Raw genomic sequence first — 16,599 nt, 5'->3', positions numbered from 1 at the left:
CCGGCCGCCGCAATCCTCTCAATCAGTGCTCTTCATCGAGCGATCGAGCACGGTTCCGCGCGAGGGCGGGCGCCGGGCGCGACGCTCATGCTCCGATCGTGATGAATATCGGCCCTCGTGCCTCCGAGACGTCGAGTCGTCTGCGGCTGCCGACATCGAGCCCGGCGCCGTACATGTCGGTCACGACTGCGCCGGTCGGCAGCCGCGACAGGTCGACGCCGATCGCGTTGCCGTCGCCGTAGCACCAGACCACGTATTTCGTCGCGCGTGCGGCGGTCAGCCTCAGCACCACGTAGCGCGCGTCCGAATCCTGAAAATACCGGGCGCGTTCGGCGTTCCTGGTGAACGAGAACAACTGGCGAACTGCAATGTATGCCGGCAGCCTTCCGTTGTCGGTGTCGAGGAGTCCAAAGTTGTGCTCCATGTTCTTGCGATCGCGGCCGTCGTCGCGAATGTCGTAGTACGACGTGAGCCCGATCTGCGAGATCCAGTTCGCTAGCAGCAGCCGTACTGCGTATCTCGCCTGGCGCTCGCGTGCGACGCTCGAATGGCCGTCTCCGATGTCGGCGACGTAGTTGTAGCCGTAGCTCGGATACGCCCATTCGGTCGCCCAGATCTGCGGCAGCGTGCGATATGCCGATAGGTCGCGCCGCAGCGCCGCATAGTCGGCAAACACCGTTTCCGGCTCGGTTTGCCGGTATGGGTGCACGCTGATCGCGTCGGGCGCCGGCTGCGCGCGGCTGGCGATGTCGCCGACCGCGCGGATGAACGTGCGGTTGACTTGCTGCACGCCGCCCGTCGCGACGATCGCGTCGGGATTCGCGGCCTTCACCGCTTGCACCGCCTGCTTTAGTACGTTCCGGTAAGCGGCGGGAGACGGCTCGCCGAGCCAGTAGGTCTTGTGGTCCTGCTCGTTCCACACTTCGAAGCGCACCGGCTTGCCCTTGAAGCGCTGCGCCGCCTTGAACACATACTGGCGGAACGCGGCAAGCTGGGCGGGTGTCGTCGGCGGCTGGTTCGGGCTGTGCAGATGATGCATGCCGCCGAGAATGAACAACGCACCGAGCCCGCGTGCGGACAGATTGGCGACGAGCGCGTCATACTTCGAGAAATCCCAGCCGTGCGGCGTGTCCACTGCCTCCCAGAACAGGTCCGCGCGGACGAACGAGAAACCGGCGTCTTTCACCGCATCGAGCAGCTTCGTATCGCCGATGTCGTGCACGGCGATGCCGGTGTTGTCGCGCGACGCCGCGAAGCCCGGCAGATCGGCGTATGCGCGTTTTGCGATGACGTTCGTGGTTGGGGTGCCGAGTACGACGGTAGTCGAGGCTCCAGCGAAGCCCGGTGCGGCGAGCACCGCGCTCGCAAGCGCGGCAAGCATTCGGCGGCGCTGGTTGGACGTGCGGTTCGTCATATCGTCGTTTCCTTCTTGGCGCATCGCGGCTTCAGCGCGCGATCGGCGCGCTCACGCCGGCACCGTATCGCAGCCGGTCGAATGCAATTCGCGCACTCGCGATGCGCGCACGCTGCGGCGCACGCAGACTGATCGAGCGCAGTGTCACGCCGAGGAACAGCAGGCAGCCGATCGTCTCGCAGATGTCCGTCGTCACGCCGCTCACGAGCAGGAAGCAAAGCATCAGCCAGACAGGCCGGTCGTATGCCGGCTGCGTGAGGATGAAGCGCACGAAAGCTGCGACGATCAGCACGGCGCCGATCACGCCGAAGTTCGCGACCGTGTAGAGCGCCATGTTGTCCGCGTAACCGACGTTGAAGCCGAAGTCGGCCGTGTAATAGCCGACCGCCGAGCCGAAGCCGCCCGGCCCGATGCCGAACCAGATCAGGTGCTCGCGCAGCAGCCCTTCGATCAGCAGCGGCCACGTATTGATGAAACGGTCCTGCATCGACGACAGCGAGCCCGAGCTGCCGACGTCCTGCGTGCTCGCGAGCGTGACAACCCAGCCGGCGATCGGCAGTGCGATCGTGAGCACGGTCGCCCAGATGCACACCGTTCGCAACGAGTGCGTGCGCAGCATGAAATGCAACGCGACGACGAACGCGAGCGCGACGAGCGTCGTCTTGTTCGTCGTCGCCCAGATGCCGGCCGCCGCCAACGCCAGCAGTGCGGCGAGCGCGAGCCGCGAGCGCACGCGCGGAAAGATCCAGGTCGTCAGCAGTCCGATCATCAGCCCGGTCGTTGCGCTGCTGCGACCGAAGCCGGGCAGTCGCGACGAGGTGCCGACGTACGACGATTTCGCGAGCTGCACGCTGACGCCGCCGATGTCGACGCTGCCGCCGACCCACGGCAGCTTGATGAAATAATTGAGCAGCACGCCGCCGATGCACAGCAGCGCGAGCGCGACGAACGCGCCGAGCATCCGGCGCGATTCGAGTTCTTCGAGTGCCTGCTGCGGTATGACGATTGCGAACAGCATCGGTGCGATCGTCCAGATCCAGAAGCCGACCGCGCTCAGGCCGACACCGTTCGCGAGCGACACGCATGTCTGTGCGGCGAGGTACGCGGCGATGAGCACGTGGCTCGCTTTCGGCCGCTGGACGATCGCGAGCCCGAGGCACGCGACCATCAGCGCCTTCGGCAGGTAGCCGAGCGCCGCGACGCCCGCGAGCGACGTGTAGTAGCGGATCGCGCCGGACAACACGTCGTTCGCAACTGCGATGACGAACGTTGCCGCCCAGAGTCTGTGTATCTTCGAGATACCTTGCATCGGTGCGTAATAGTCGAATGGCGAGTCGAACGGCTGGATCTTTCGGGCCGGCATCGTCGGGTTTCGAACGGTTGCGCGTGCCGTCTTCAATCAGCGAGCGATGCCGCAAAACCGCGGTCTCGGCTCAAGTCGTCTGACTCACTCGGGCCGCACGCCCGTGGACGCGTTCGCGCGGCCGGCCGTCGCTCCGACGGCTGGGTTGGCGGGAGGAGCCGCCGCCCGTGGGCGGCGGCGTCGGACAGGGATCGGCGCGCGAACCATGCATCTGCGTCGAAGGATAGCGTCGCCGTCCGGCGGGGAAAGTACGACAGCCCACACTACGCAGATGGGGCGGAAGGCGGGGAAACGGCGTTGACCCCGGTAAAAATAGGGGAAGACGGTGGGCGGCGGCGCGCGCTTGGCGGAAGGCCGCGCGCGACGATGCTGGCGGTGCGGACCGCGGCCGGGGGGGGCGTTCGCGGGCGGGGAGGCACGCGAACGATGCCGGGGATGCGCCGGCGCGATCATGCGCGGGGGGCCCGATTTTGGGCCCGGACGATGCGTGAATGTAGGGAACCGCTGGTGCGTCTGTTCTTATTTGGATAAGTAATCTCGAAATGCCCGTATTTCGGACGCCAAATCAGCAATGCGGTTGCTGGAAGTCATCGAGCATTTCCATCACGCACGCCGCTCCTGCCCGACCAACCTCGCGAGCTTCGCGAACAACCCGTGCCGATCGATCCACTCGGCATACGCACGATATTCGGGATCGCGCATCAGATGCCGCTCCTCGGTCTTCGCGCGCAGCCAGTACAGCAGATTCACCGCGACGAGCGCCGTCGAATGCATGATCGCGAGGCGCCAGCCGAGCGGCTCGACGAACGGCACCGAGATCATCCAGTACGATAGGTTCTTGGCGAGATAGGCCGGATGTTTCGTGAACCGGTACGGGCCCGACGTGATGATGCCGCGATTCGTCAGGTTCGAGAAACGCAGTCCGAACGAAATCGTCGACAGCGCATAGCAGAGCAGAAGTGCGACGATGACGCCGCCCCACACGAAGCGGACGACGGGCACGGACAGCAGCCAGTTGTCCCAGAACATCGATCCTTCGTAGCGGATGTAGTTGTTTCCGATCAGCGACCAGAACGGCTGATAGCAGATCAGCGCGGCGAGCCAGCCGAGCGTCGTCGGCTCGACGCTGCGCACGTGACTGTCGAGAAGGCGAAACGTGCATAGATAGCCGACTGCGCCGAACATCAGGTCCATCGTGTACGACAGGTCGTACATGAAACGGAACGTCGCGAGCGAGAACGGCGCGCTCGCCGCGCTCGCGAACGACGCGCCGATGCGGTTCGCATCGGTCGACAGATAGACGACCATCAGCGGCAGGAAGAACGCCTTCACGGCCCAGCCGGCGAGCATCTCGCGGATCGGCCGCCAATCGGCCGGGCGCTGTCCGCGGAACAGCCAGCGGCCCCATTCTAGATACGCGTCGTCGACATCGCGCTGGCGCCGGTCCATCCAGCAGAAATAGATCGGCGCGGCGAGCGCGATGTACGGCGCGAGCGTGCCGACGAGCGACCAGAACGGCTGGTAGAACGCGCCGTGGTATTCGGGCAGCAGCCAGTAGACGAGCGCGATGCCCGCATAGACCGACGCGAGCGCGGCGAGCCGCAGCGACACGCGCGCGACGCTGAGCGGCCGCAGCGCGCGGTTCGCGAGGCCGGCGCTCGGACGCAAATGGACGCGCGCGACGAACAGCTCATACGCGCCGATCGTCGCGATGATCGCGGCGCATGCGAGCAGGCTGCGCTCCGTGCCGGTCAGTGCGGCTGAGCCGCGCGACGCCCACAACGTGAAGAGCCCCGCCGCGATGCCGGCGAGGCCGATCGAAAATGGCGTTGCCGAATGCGGCGGCCGTTCTTGGGCGTTCGCGACGCTGTCGAGAGTGGATTGCATGTCATCCCCCCGTGTCATGACATGGACGGCGGGCGGCCGGGCGTTTGGAGTGGTTGGGCCCGGCCGCCGCGCCGTTCAGCTTGCTTGTCTGCTTACTTTCCGGTGACGCCGCCGAGCAGTCCGCCGATCAGGTTGGTCACGGGCGCGAGCAGGTTTGTCGTCGCCGAGCCGCTCGCGGTCGTGCTGCCGGTCAGGCTACCGACGACGCCCGTGACGGGCGAGGTCGTCGTCGAACCGGTGCTCGTCGTGGGCGACGTCGTCGCGACGGTGCCGTTCGCGCTGATGGCGAGCGAGCCGACGAGGTTCGTGACGGGCGACAGCACGAGGTTGAGGCCGGACGTCGCGTTGCCGCCCGTCGAGCCCGACAGGCCGCCGAGCAGGCCGGTGACGGGCGCAAGCGGATTCGGCGTCGTGCCGGGCTGTGTCGCGCCTGCCGCGCCGGTCAGCGAGCCCGCGATGCTCGTGATCGGCGCGAGCGGATTGGACGAGCCGCCGGACAGGACGCCGGTGATCGGTGCAAGCGGATTGGTCGTGCCGCCGGTCAGCAGGCCGCCGACGCTCGTGACCGTGTTGCCAAGCTGGCTGACGACGCCGCCGACTGCCTGGACCACCTGGTTGTTGGTCGAGCCCGACACCTTCGCGCCGGCCGCGTTCAGACCGCTGCCGACGGTGGTCAGCAGATTGTTGACGGGTGCGCCGAGACCGGTGACTGCGCCGACCGTCTGCGTCGTGCCGGAGACGGCGTTCGTGATCGGGTTGATGATCGAACTCACGCCGGTTTCGAGCTGCTGGACGGGCGCGCTGGTGAGCACGTTGTTCAGGCCGGAGCCGACTTGGGTGACGGTGCTGCCGAGCGTGCCGACCGCGCCGCCGAGCGGCGACGTGACGGGCGCGAGCGGCGCGAGGGGGCCGGTGCCGATGCTCGTCACGACGCCGCCGAGCGACGAAACTGCGTTGCCGACATTCGAGACGACGCCGGACGTCGACGTGAGCGTCGGGCCGAGCGGGTTTGGCGACGTGCCGAGTGTGCCGAGGCCGGCGGCGGTGCCGTTGCCGAGCGTCTGGACGCCGTTGCCGAGCGAACTGACTGCGTTGCCGAGATCCGTGGTCGTCGCGCTGTTGACGCCAGGCACCGACGTGCCGGAGATCTGGTTGCCGGTGGCGGAGACGACCGTCCCCGTCGCGGTGATCAGATTGCCGGTTTGCGCGAGGATGTTGCCAAGCGGGGAGGAGGCGGTGCCCGACGTACCCGACGTACCCGACGTACCCGACGTACCCGACGTACCCGACGTACCCGACGTACCCGACGTACCCGACGTACCCGACGTACCCGACGTACCCGACGTACCAGACGTACCAGACGTACCAGACGTACCAGACGTACCAGACGTACCAGACGTACCCGACGTGCCGGAAGTACCCGAGGTACCGGAAGTACCCGACGTGCCGGAAGTACCCGAGGTACCGGAAGTACCCGACGTGCCGGAAGTACCCGAGGTACCGGAAGTACCCGACGTACCGGAAGTACCCGAGGTACCGGAAGTACCCGACGTGCCGGAAGTACCCGACGTGCCGGAAGTACCCGACGTGCCGGAAGTACCCGACGTGCCGGAAGTACCCGAGGTACCGGAAGTACCCGACGTGCCGGAAGTACCCGACGCACCGGACCCGCCCGAACCCGAGGTGCCGGACGTGCCCGACGACCCTGATGTACCCGACGTTCCGGTATTGCCGATGGTGGTCGGTTTCACGCCGCCGGAAGGCAAGGACGGACCGTCGACCGATCCACAGCCGGAAAGGGTGAGCAACGCGGAAACGCCGATTGCGATGGCCGATTTATTGAACAGTTTTTGCATGACAGGCTCCCAGATAATCTCACTGTGACAGCCTTTGAAGCAATTTTCGTACCATTTGGAAATTGGTAGAATTTCCCTTCGTTAATGTATAAAAAATATCAAATCATCGATTAATCGTTCGAAATTGGTGAAGAAATTTGGATTTTCTGCGAGGCTGCGGCGGCGCTGTTCCCGTTGTGCTACGTGACGTTTCGGGCGGCGTAACGGACTACGCTGGGAACACGGAACACGGAACACGGAACACGGAACACGGAACACGGAACACGGAACACGGAACACGGAACACGGGGCACGACGATGGTGGCATCGCGCAGTCGTTGCTTGATTCGCGCGACGTTTGGCGTACGGCGCAGGTTCGAAAGCGTGAGACGTGCTGCGATATCGATCGAGATGGCTCGATTCGAGAAGAGGAGGATGGCTAGGGGGCGGCGCTCACCGACCGAGCGGCATCGATTTGCCCGCCGCCGATAGGGTTGAGCTTGGTTGAGCCGCCTGCGCGGCAAATCAACCGCGATGCGCCCGAGCGCACAACGAATCCGACGGCAAGCCGCAAATTGCGACAAAGAGAACTCGACAAGAATCCACCTCTCCAGCAGAGGTGACAGTCGCATCGACAGCCACGCAGACGCCTGCCTACGATGCCGACATACAACATACGCGTTCCAGCGCGAAATTCGCCGCGCGTTCCAAGCTGGCCGCGCGGCGATCCCCGCTCGTTACTTGACCGAACTCGCGCTTACCTTTGCGAAATCGAGACTGCCGAAGCCGGTGTCATCGTCCCACCCGGAGTTCGCGCTATAGCCGTAACCGTTATAGCCGTTGTTGCCCGACGTGACGTCGTGCACGAGCGACGTGTTGCCCGGCAGGCCCTGGTAGAAGTTCGATGTCGGCAGACCGAGGCTGTTGTTGTTCGCCGATTCGACGCGCGCCCAGCCGCCGACGAAGATCGGCGACGCGAGGCTCGTGCCGCCGATCAACTGATTCGGCTGGCCGTTGACGACGATGTACGCGCCCGTCGATTGCGCGGCGTCGAACGCGACGTCCGGCACGACGCGCTTCGTCACCGAGCTGCCGAGCGCGCCCGTCTGCCAGCTCGGCGCCGCCTCGTAGCCGCTGACGCCGCCGCCCGTCGCCCAGATCCGAACCGCGTTGTCGAGCGGCTGGCCGTTGCTGCCGATGTCCGCGTACGCGAGACCTTCGTTCCAGACGGTCTCGCCCGCCCAGGTCGTCGTTCCGCTCGTCGACAGCGTCGTGCCGCCGACCGCGACGACGTACGGCGAGCTCGCCGGCGACGACACGCTGTACTTCGCCAGATTGATCTTCGTCGTGACTTTGCCGCCGCTGTACGTGCCGATGTAGCCGGGCGCACCGTACGGCGACGTCGACCATTGGTAGACGCCCGCGTCGCCGGACGACACCGAGAAGATCTGGCCTTGCGCGACCGCTTGCTTGAAGACCGCATCGGTCGCGGCGAGCGTGCCGTCCGAGTTCGCGGCCGCTTCGTCTTCGCCGAGCGATACGTTGATGACTTTCGCGACGTTGTCGGTGACGGCCTTGTTGTACGCGGCCGTCAGCGTCGCGTTCGTGAGGCCGCTGTCGTTGCTGTCGCCGTTGACGGCCGCATAGAAGATCAGTTGCTTGACGCCGCCCGATGTGCCGATGATCGTCTGGCTGTCGAGATCCCATTCGCTCGGATCGCCGTCGTTGGCGAGCGTGCCCGAGCTGCCCGCGACGACCGCCGTGTTGACGGTCGGCAGACCTGCGTTCTGCGTGAACGTTTTCAGGTCGGCGATCGTCTGCGTCATGTCGCCCCACGTGATGATCCCGACTGTCGTATTGGTCGCGGCCGGTAGGCCGCTTGCGTCGTAGATCTGCGCGAAGTCGGTCGTCTGGTGGCCGACCTGCGAGCCGCTCGTCGCGTTCTTCGTGATCGTGCCGGGCTGGATGCGCGCGTCCGTCGGCGTGGCGCGATGGAGCAGCCGATGCGGAACGGCCGCATTCTGCAGCCCGAGCACCGAATCGACGAACGGGCTCATCGACGCGGGAATCAGCGCCGCCGCGTCGTTCGCGTAGACCGCCTTGCCGCGGTAGTTGAAGCGCTTGAGCGTCGTATGGAAGCCGCGCTCCGCATTCGATGCGTTGCCTTCCGCGAAGATCAGCTTGTTGTTCGCCGACACCGTGACGTTGCTGAAGCCGTTCGCCTTCAGGTGCGCGACGACGGCCTGCACTTGGCCGTCGGTCGGCGCGAAGCGCGCCTTGAATTGTTCGGGCGTCAGGTACTTGTGATAGTTCGCGCTGCCGGGCTGGTTCACTTCATGAAGGAACGCGTCGAGCTGCGCTTCGTTGCGGCTCTTCAGGACAACGGTCACGCGCAGCGGCTGGCTCAGCTCGAGCGGCGTGACGGTCGTGTCGGCGAGCTCGGGTGTGCCGATCGTATTGAGCGCGTAGCTCGGCGCCGTCTTGGCCAGCGTCTGCGACGCGGCGGCGGCTGGCGCGCGCGTGAGCAGGAAGGCGTCGGTGCGGGTCGGCGCCCAATCGGATGCGGCTTGCGCGGAAAGCGGGGACAACGTGGCGGCGATCGCTAGCGGTAGCAGCGACAGCGCGAAGCGTTTCGAGAATAGCCGGTTGACATGCTGAGTTCTCTGCATTTTGGGAGTCCCAAGAAAATGATGAAGAACGGATGCGCAGCCTTGGTCCGGCGGGTAGGGACGCGCGGCGCGCAGCCGATGCACGGCGATGCGGCGAAGCTGCGATTCATGGCGACATGGCTCTCTCCCTTCGACGGATTGCGTGGCGGAACGGCGCCGTTTGGTTCGGCGTTCGTGTCGGCGCGCGGCCGGTTTCGCGTGCCGAACGAACGGGCGTCCGACTCGATGGGCAGCTCGTTCAATGCTTAGGAATCCAATTCATATGGCGCGCGAAAGAACCGCTTCCGCCGTACCACGATCCATTCCGCGATTCGCATGGCGACGCGGCGGGCCGGCGTGGCCTGTCGCGCGGCCGCTGCGCCGCGTCTTCCTGCGATTTCAGAGAACAGAATCCCGTCGCGCAGCCGCGGCGAAGCGGCGCGCGAGACGGAACGCACACTCAATAGACCGGCCTGAACCGGGCGAGCCGGTCGGGCTGTGAAGCAAGTCGTGCTGCCGGGGCGTCGGCGGCGCGCGGCGCCCTTTCGTCGCGCACATCATTCGTCGTATGCCGCTTTCGTCGGCCGCGCCGGCCGGATGCTCGACACCCGACATTCCGGCATCCGCGTCGCATCGCACTGAACCCAATCTCGAAAATCCGCGTTTAATCGAATGATTTTCGATATTTCTGATTCGCGATGAATGAAGCTGGATTGCTGGTTAATCAGGAATTAATCGATGGTCCGGAAACGTGCTGCGGTTTCTTCGTGGATTGAAAGCCGCCCCTCGAAAATAACGTAATTGAATTGGAAGAATTTGGTCAAGCTAATGTTTGGGTAGTACTTGTGCCATGTGCCAGCAGCGGCATTTGTCTATGAAAAGATAGCAAGGAAAAAATCGAAGCGTCAAACTTTTTTTGATTTGATCTAAAAAATTTAGAAGCGGAATTCGTTTGAACCGAATTCGATTAAAGCTGCTTGTAAGTTGGCTGGCGGAAAGCGTTTGATACGCCGCGGAGGCCGCGAATTTGTATTACGAATTTGCGGGCGGCGATTTGCGGGACATGAATTGGTCGACGAGCAGCAGCGCGTTCCGGCATGCGTCGAGATCGAATGTGTGGATCGTGCTCGACGTTGCGTCGAGCCCCAACTGCGCCGCGAGCCAGCGTATGCCCTTCGCGCGCGCTTCGAACGCGTTGCAGCCGTCGCGCCGCATCTTCGCGGCGACGAGCGGTTCGAGCGCCGCATGCAGCTCAGATTTCGCATGCCTGAGCTCGGCGTTCGCGAGCCGGCCGAGCGGCACGTGGCGCCGGCTGCGCGGAAAGACGCCGATCCACGCGTCGCACGGCGGGCAGATCCACAGTTCGCCGTGATCTTCGCGGTACGGATACGCTTCGTCGCCGAAACGCGCGAGCGTCGCTTTCGCGCCGCAGTAGTCGCAGACAGGTTGAGGGAGGGCGGGAACGGGGCGGCCAACGCGCATGATTCAGGGCAAAAGGTTCGAGCGTGGATAAAGCGATAGCGTATACGAATGACCGGGCCGCGCGGCCTGGGTTCCTTCCGCGCGCGTTCGCGAGCAGGAAAGCGGCGCGGCGGCGCGCGTGCGCCGGGACCGCGTCGCCGGATCCGAAGCGTGGGCGCTCGCTACGCGTGCTGCGCGTCGCAGACACGGTTGCGGCCAGTCGATTTCGCCTGGTACAGCGCGGCGTCGGCCATCTTGACGAGCGCCGTGTCGGAATGCGCGGCGTTAGCGTGCGACGTCACGAGTCCGATGCTGACGGTCACGCGCCGGTACGGGCTCTTCTCGTGCTCGATGTCGAGATCGTAGACGGCGCGGCGGAGGTGTTCGGCGATCGCGGATGCGCTCTTCGCATCGGTGTCCGGCAGTGTGATCACGAACTCCTCGCCGCCGTAGCGCGAAACGTCGTCGGCCGCGCGGCGCACGTTCAGCGCAAGGCAGAGGGCGACTTCTCGCAGCACTTCGTCGCCCGCCTGATGGCCGTAGCAGTCGTTGTAATTCTTGAACTGATCGATGTCGACGAACAGCAGCGACAGTGGCCGGCTGGAGCGCAGCGTGCGCGCCCATTCGCGGCGCAGGTTCTCGTCGAACGCACGGCGGTTGCCGAGGCCCGTCAGCGCATCGGTGCGCGCGAGGCGCTGCAGGCGCAGTTCCGCGTGCCGCCGCCAGCGCAGTTCGCGAGACAGCAGCGCGGTACCGGTGACGATCACGACGCCGAACACGAGCATCAGCACGCCGAGCCGCTGCGCGCGGATGTGCCATTGGGCGAAGACGTGACGCTCGGCGGGCGACACGTCGACCACGATCGGCAGACCGGGCAGCCGCTTGTACACGTAGAGGCGGCGCACGCCGTCGATCGACGCGATGCCGGTGAACGCGCCTTCGTCGTGCGCCGTCGCGTTCGCGTAGAGCTCCGAATTGGCGATGCTGCGCCCGACCATCTTCGTGTCGAACGGCAGCCGCGAGATCAACAACCCGTTGGTCTCGAAAATTGCTGCGGTGCCGCCGGGGCCGACCGACAGGCCGTCGAGCAGCGCACGAAAGTAGTCGATGCTGAGCGTGCCGGCGACGATGCCGCCGAACGAGCCGTCGGGCCGCGTGATGCGCCGGCTCAGCGCGACCGTCAGCGCGCCGTGCCGCAAGCGCGCCGCGTACGGCTCGCTGATGTAGAGGCCGCCCGCCGGGTGGTCGCGCTGATAGATGAAGTAGTCGCGATACGCGAAGTTCGCGACGGGCGGCGGCTTCGGGAAATGCGAATCGAGCACGATGTCGCCGCGCGCGTTCATCACGTAGATCGTGCCGAGATACTTGCCGGTCGCCGCGCGGTCGAACAGCACCTTGCTGCGTATCGCGGGGTCGAGGGCCATGATGCGCGGATCGTTGACGCCGTCGACGACCGCCTGAAGCGACAGGTCGTAGAGCTCGACGTTGCGCGCGATGTCGCGTTCGAGCAACAGCACGAGGTTGTTCGCGTTTTCGGTCGCACGCTGGTAGGCATCCTTGCGCGACTCGTACAGCACGCGTGCGCAAAACAGCCAGATCAGCGTGAGCAGCAGCGCGCCGCAAACGATTATGCCCGTCGGCGACATCAGGCTCTGCATCCAGGGCTGCAGGTAACGAATGGTGAAGGAGGTCGAACGCTTGCGCATGACGTCGGGGGCTGTCGGGCGGCGGATCGGCGGCGTCCCGCTTCCGGGCGCCGTCCGATCGGACCGTCGTTTCGTTCGTCGCGTAGCGCAGGCTGCAGGCTCACGCGGGTGCGACGGTTATTCGGGTTATCGTGCAATGCGGCATTTTCTTGAGCATTCGGGCGTCGCACAAGGGCGTTCTCCAGGTCGATCCGGCGACGGCCGGCGATTCGGCCGTCGCACGCCGGCCCGTCATGAACGGCGCGCCGCGCGCATTTTGCGTCGGTTGATTCGATCGGAGATTTTTACTTCGGAATATCGCGATCGTCGAGCACGGATTCGCGCGCGGATCTTTCAATGTCATTGCAATGCCGGTCGATGACCGATGCGCTGACCGCGCGCGCGGCGGATTGCCGCATGCGTGCGTTACGATGGCGTCGCGGGCGCGAGCGCGCGACAGCGCCGGTCAGTCGGTACGCAGCGCGCGGCGGGCCGGCGCGATGCTTTTGATCTCGATCTGGACGGCCGGTGTCACGAAGTGCGCGCTTACGGCGGTGTGAGCGATTCGTTGCGTATGCAACGAGTCGCGAGTGTGTTCAGCAAGCGTGAGCAATGGTGCGCACAATAAAAAAACGCGCCGCATGAAAGGCGGCGCGCATCGCGCAAATCGAACGGCTTCGCGGTGCAATCGCACGCGCTACCGATGCCGTCCGTCGCAAATCGTCGGTTCAGCTTTCCGCGCTTTCCGTCACGCGCTTGGGCTCGGCGGATACCGGGGTTCCGGCGACTTCTAGCAGCCAGTCGGTCGTTTGCGCGGGCTGCGTGACGGGCAGCATGTGCCCGCCGTCGACGACCTTCAGGTTGACCGCGTCGAGCCGCTTCTTCAGCGCCTCGCCGTGACGCTGCCAGTTGAGGATCTGATCGCTGCGGCCGTACAGCACGTCGACGGGCACGGTAAGCGACGCGTAGCGGCTTTCCATGTCGGGCAGGTCTTCCGGCGCCGCGACGAGGTCCGACGACGCCGAATAGAACGCGTGCGGCCGCAGCCCCATCAGGCCGCCGCCCTTCACGCCGAAGTCGTGCGGCACCGTTTCCGGCGCGAAGATCAGTTCGATCGCCTTGCGGCTTTGCAATATCGAAACCGGAATGCCGAGCGTGAACGATGCGAAGCGGCGCATGAGCGACGAGCGCAGCGCGAGACCGCGGAACGGGCCGGGCGGCTCGGTTTCGGTGTGCGTGAGCGGGGCGATCAGCGTGATGCGGCTCACGCTCTGCGGATGGTTGAGCGCGAGCGCGAGCGAGATCGCGCCGCCGAGCGAGTGGCCGACGACGACCGGCTTGTCGAGGCCGAGCGTCGCGATGAACATCGCGATCGTGCGGGCCTGTGCATAAACGTTCGCGGTCGAACGCGGGCCGCGCGTCGAGCGGCCGGAGCCGGGACGATCGACGAGGATCACGCGATGCGACTTCGCGAGCCGCTGCAGGTCCAGGTACGCGAAGTTGCGCAGCTGGCCGCAGAGGCCATGCACGAATACGATCGGCGGACCTTCGCCGTATTCGACGTAGTGCAGGCGGTCCGCGCCGACGTCGACGAACTTGCCTTCGGGCGGGAACATCTTCTTGATGCGGTGCGACGTGAACAGCGTGAATGCAACGAGCGCGAGGGTCGCGTAAACGAGAAAGTGGAACAGCTTGATTATCATTGGGATCACCTTCCTTCGTAGGCGGGCTGACGGGTGTCGTCACGTTCGGCGAGCGCCGGGCGGCGGCGTTCGAACTGCATCGCGCCGTCGGCAAGCGTGCCGAACCTGAATGTGGCGAAATCGCGCGCGTAGTTCTGGTAGGACTTCCACGGCTTTTTCGTGCCCTGCTTCGGCAGCACGCCGGCGGCGCGCTGGATATAGCCCGACGTCAGGTCGACGGCGGGTTCGAGCTCCATGCTGTCGGGTGCGAGCCTCGGCACGCAGACGTCGTAGCCGTGCGTGCGCATGTGGTCGAGCAGGCGACACACGTATTGCGCGATCAGCTCGGCCTTCAGCGTCCACGACGCGTTCGTGTAGCCGAACGACGACGCGAGATTCGGCACGCCGCTATACATCATTCCCTTGTACGACACGGTCTGCGACAGATCGACGGGGCGCCCGTCGACCGTCACGGCCGCGCCGCCCAGCATCTTCAGCTTGAGGCCCGTCGCGGTGACGATCACGTCCGCGTCGAGGCGCTGGCCGCTCTTCAGGCGCAGGCCGGTCGGCGTGAAGCGCTCGATCTCGTCGGTGACGATCGACGCGCTGCCCGAGCGGATCGCCTTGAAGAGATCGCCGTTCGGCACGAGGCAGACGCGCTGGTCCCACGGCTTGTAGCGCGGCGTCAGATGCTTGTTGACGTCGAACTGCGGGCCGAGCTGCTTGCCCGCCGCGCGGATGATGAACTTCTTCGTCGCATCCGGCCGGCGGCGCGCGAGGCTGTAGAAGTACATCGTCAGCAGTACGTTCTTCAGCCGCACGAGCCGGTGCGCGAGCCCCGACGGCAGCCATCGGCGCAGCGCGTTCGCGATCGCGTCGCGCGCGGGCAGCGACACGATGTAGGTCGGCGAGCGCTGCAGCATCGTCACGTGGCGCGCGTCGCCCGCCATCGACGGCACGAGCGTGACCGCAGTCGCGCCGCTGCCGATCACGACGACGCGCTTGTCCTTGTAGTCGAGATCGCCCGGCCAGCGCTGCGGATGGACGACGCGGCCCTGGTACGCATCCATGTTGGGCCAGGTCGGCGCGTGGCCTTCGTCATAGTCGTAGTAGCCGCTGCACATGTAGAGGAAGCGGCACGTGTAGACGGCTTCTTCGTGATGCGCGTCGCTCGTGCGCTGCACGCGCACGGTCCAGCGCGCGCTCGTCGAATCCCAGCTTGCGGCCGTCACCTTGTGGTTGAAGCGGATCGTCTTGTCGATGCCGAACGCGCGCGCGGTGTCCCGGATGTAGTCGAGGATCGTCTGGCCGTCCGAGATCGCCTTGTCGCTGTGCCACGGCCGAAAACTGAAGCCGAGCGTGAACATGTCGGAATCCGAACGGACGCCGGGGTAGCGGAACAGATCCCACGTGCCGCCCATCGTCGCGCGGCTTTCGAGGATCGCGAACTTCGCGTCCGGACAGCGCTCGCGCAGGTAGTACGCGGCGCCGACGCCGGACAGCCCGGCGCCGACGATCAGCACGTCGAAGTCGGTCGCGGCGCGGGCGTCGCCGCCCGTCGCCGCATGCGGCGCGCGATCGTTCAGCGAGCGGGCGGCGTTCCAGTTTGTCGTCGAGCTCATGCGGGATCCTTGCTGATGGAGGAAGGGGGGGCGGGCTGCGCCGCGCCGTGCTGGCGCGCGAGGTTGCGTTCGCGCGACTTGCGAACGAAGCGCAGCACGAAGACCTGGTATGCGGAGCCGAACAGGCGCGCGAGCTTGTCGATGCGGCGCGCGTCGGCGCCGACGAGCACGCGCCGCGCGTTGCGCTCGACGCCCGCGATGATCTGGCGTGCGGCCGATTCGGGCGTCGTCACGTTGATGAGCCGGTTCGCCGCGCGGCGATGCGTTTCGATGTCCTGACCGGTCAGCGTCGCGATGCTCGAATCGATCCGCGACGCGGTCGCGATGTTGGTCGCGACGCCGCCCGGATGCACGCAGGTCACGCCGACGGGCGCGCCTTCGAGCTCGAGCTCCATCCTGAGCGCTTCGGTGAAGCCGCGCACGGCGAACTTCGTCGCGTTGTACGCGCTTTGCGTCGGCATCGCGACGAGGCCGAACAGGCTCGACGTGTTGATCACGTGGCCGTCGCCCGATTCGCGCAGATACGGCAGGAACGCCTGGGCGCCGTGCACGACGCCCCAGAAGTTGATCCCCATGATCCATTCGAAATCTTCGATCCGCGCCGTCTCGGCGGGCGCCGCGAGCGACACGCCCGCGTTGTTGAAGACCAGGTTGACCTTGCCGTGCGCTTCACGCGTCGCGCGCGCCCAGTCGAACACCGCATCGCGCGACGACACGTCGAGCCGTTGCGACGTGATCTTCACGCCGTGCGCCGCGCAGAACGCGACGGTCTGCGCGAGGCCGCTTTCGTTGATGTCGCTGAGCGCGAGATGGCAGCCGCGCCGCGCCAGCTCGACGGCCAGGCTGCGTCCCATGCCGGAACCCGCGCCGGTGATTGCCGCCACCTTGCCTGAAAAATGCTTCATCGGACGGCCCTCCCTATGGGTGTCTCCATTTGACTTGTGTCAGCTTTTAATGTGGTGTTGGTCGTCACCACTTTAATTTTGACATTGACTGATGTCA

The 16,599-nt window shown here is 65.6% G+C and carries 11 protein-coding genes; 1 reads left to right on the top strand and 10 read right to left on the bottom strand.

Annotation, left to right across the window (positions count from 1 at the left end; genetic code table 11):
* Positions 1-85 precede the first annotated feature (85 nt).
* The 5 genes from WS70_RS29715 to WS70_RS29690 form a co-directional block, all read right to left on the bottom strand.
* Entirely contained in the window at positions 86-1,414 is a 1,329-nt protein-coding gene (locus tag WS70_RS29715) for a cellulase family glycosylhydrolase (RefSeq protein WP_059596992.1), read from the bottom strand.
* A 31-nt stretch (positions 1,415-1,445) separates the two neighbouring features.
* Positions 1,446-2,777, bottom strand: coding sequence for a hypothetical protein (locus WS70_RS29710; RefSeq protein ID WP_059596944.1), 1,332 nt, complete (start codon positions 2,775-2,777; stop codon positions 1,446-1,448).
* A 603-nt stretch (positions 2,778-3,380) separates the two neighbouring features.
* Positions 3,381-4,664, bottom strand: a complete 1,284-nt coding sequence (locus tag WS70_RS29700; protein ID WP_059596945.1) for a methyltransferase family protein — start codon at positions 4,662-4,664, stop codon at positions 3,381-3,383.
* Between the two features lie 92 nt (positions 4,665-4,756).
* Complete coding sequence (locus WS70_RS29695; protein WP_108034101.1) at positions 4,757-6,520, bottom strand: collagen-like triple helix repeat-containing protein; 1,764 nt, start codon at positions 6,518-6,520, stop codon at positions 4,757-4,759.
* Positions 6,521-7,236: 716 nt separating this feature from the next.
* The gene (locus tag WS70_RS29690) at positions 7,237-9,168 is read right to left on the bottom strand and encodes a S53 family peptidase (protein WP_059596947.1); all 1,932 of its coding nucleotides are present in this window, start codon (positions 9,166-9,168) and stop codon (positions 7,237-7,239) included.
* Here WS70_RS29690 and WS70_RS29685 point away from each other — a divergent pair.
* The gene (locus WS70_RS29685) at positions 9,151-9,417 is read left to right on the top strand and encodes a hypothetical protein (protein ID WP_159082992.1); all 267 of its coding nucleotides are present in this window, start codon (positions 9,151-9,153) and stop codon (positions 9,415-9,417) included. The genes WS70_RS29690 and WS70_RS29685 overlap by 18 nt on opposite strands.
* A gap of 762 nt (positions 9,418-10,179) precedes the next feature.
* Here the strand turns inward: WS70_RS29685 and WS70_RS29680 are convergent.
* The 5 genes from WS70_RS29680 to WS70_RS29655 form a co-directional block, all read right to left on the bottom strand.
* Positions 10,180-10,629, bottom strand: coding sequence for a zinc-finger-containing protein (locus WS70_RS29680; protein ID WP_059470200.1), 450 nt, complete (start codon positions 10,627-10,629; stop codon positions 10,180-10,182).
* A gap of 161 nt (positions 10,630-10,790) precedes the next feature.
* Entirely contained in the window at positions 10,791-12,254 is a 1,464-nt protein-coding gene (locus tag WS70_RS29675) for a GGDEF domain-containing protein (protein ID WP_059596993.1), read from the bottom strand.
* Positions 12,255-13,021: 767 nt separating this feature from the next.
* Positions 13,022-13,996 carry an alpha/beta fold hydrolase gene (locus WS70_RS29665; RefSeq protein WP_059470199.1) on the bottom strand — a complete coding sequence of 325 codons (975 nt, stop codon included), beginning with the start codon at positions 13,994-13,996 and terminating at the stop codon, positions 13,022-13,024.
* Between the two features lie 5 nt (positions 13,997-14,001).
* Entirely contained in the window at positions 14,002-15,597 is a 1,596-nt protein-coding gene (locus WS70_RS29660; RefSeq protein ID WP_059470198.1) for a flavin-containing monooxygenase, read from the bottom strand.
* Positions 15,594-16,502: an SDR family NAD(P)-dependent oxidoreductase gene (locus WS70_RS29655; RefSeq protein WP_059596949.1), complete on the bottom strand. Its 909-nt coding sequence runs from the start codon at positions 16,500-16,502 to the stop codon at positions 15,594-15,596. The genes WS70_RS29660 and WS70_RS29655 overlap by 4 nt, the downstream gene beginning before the upstream one ends.
* Positions 16,503-16,599 lie beyond the last annotated feature (97 nt).

The sequence above is a fragment of the Burkholderia mayonis genome (genome assembly GCF_001523745.2).
Lineage (GTDB): Bacteria > Pseudomonadota > Gammaproteobacteria > Burkholderiales > Burkholderiaceae > Burkholderia > Burkholderia mayonis.
This window is presented reverse-complemented; position numbering and strand designations above follow the sequence as displayed.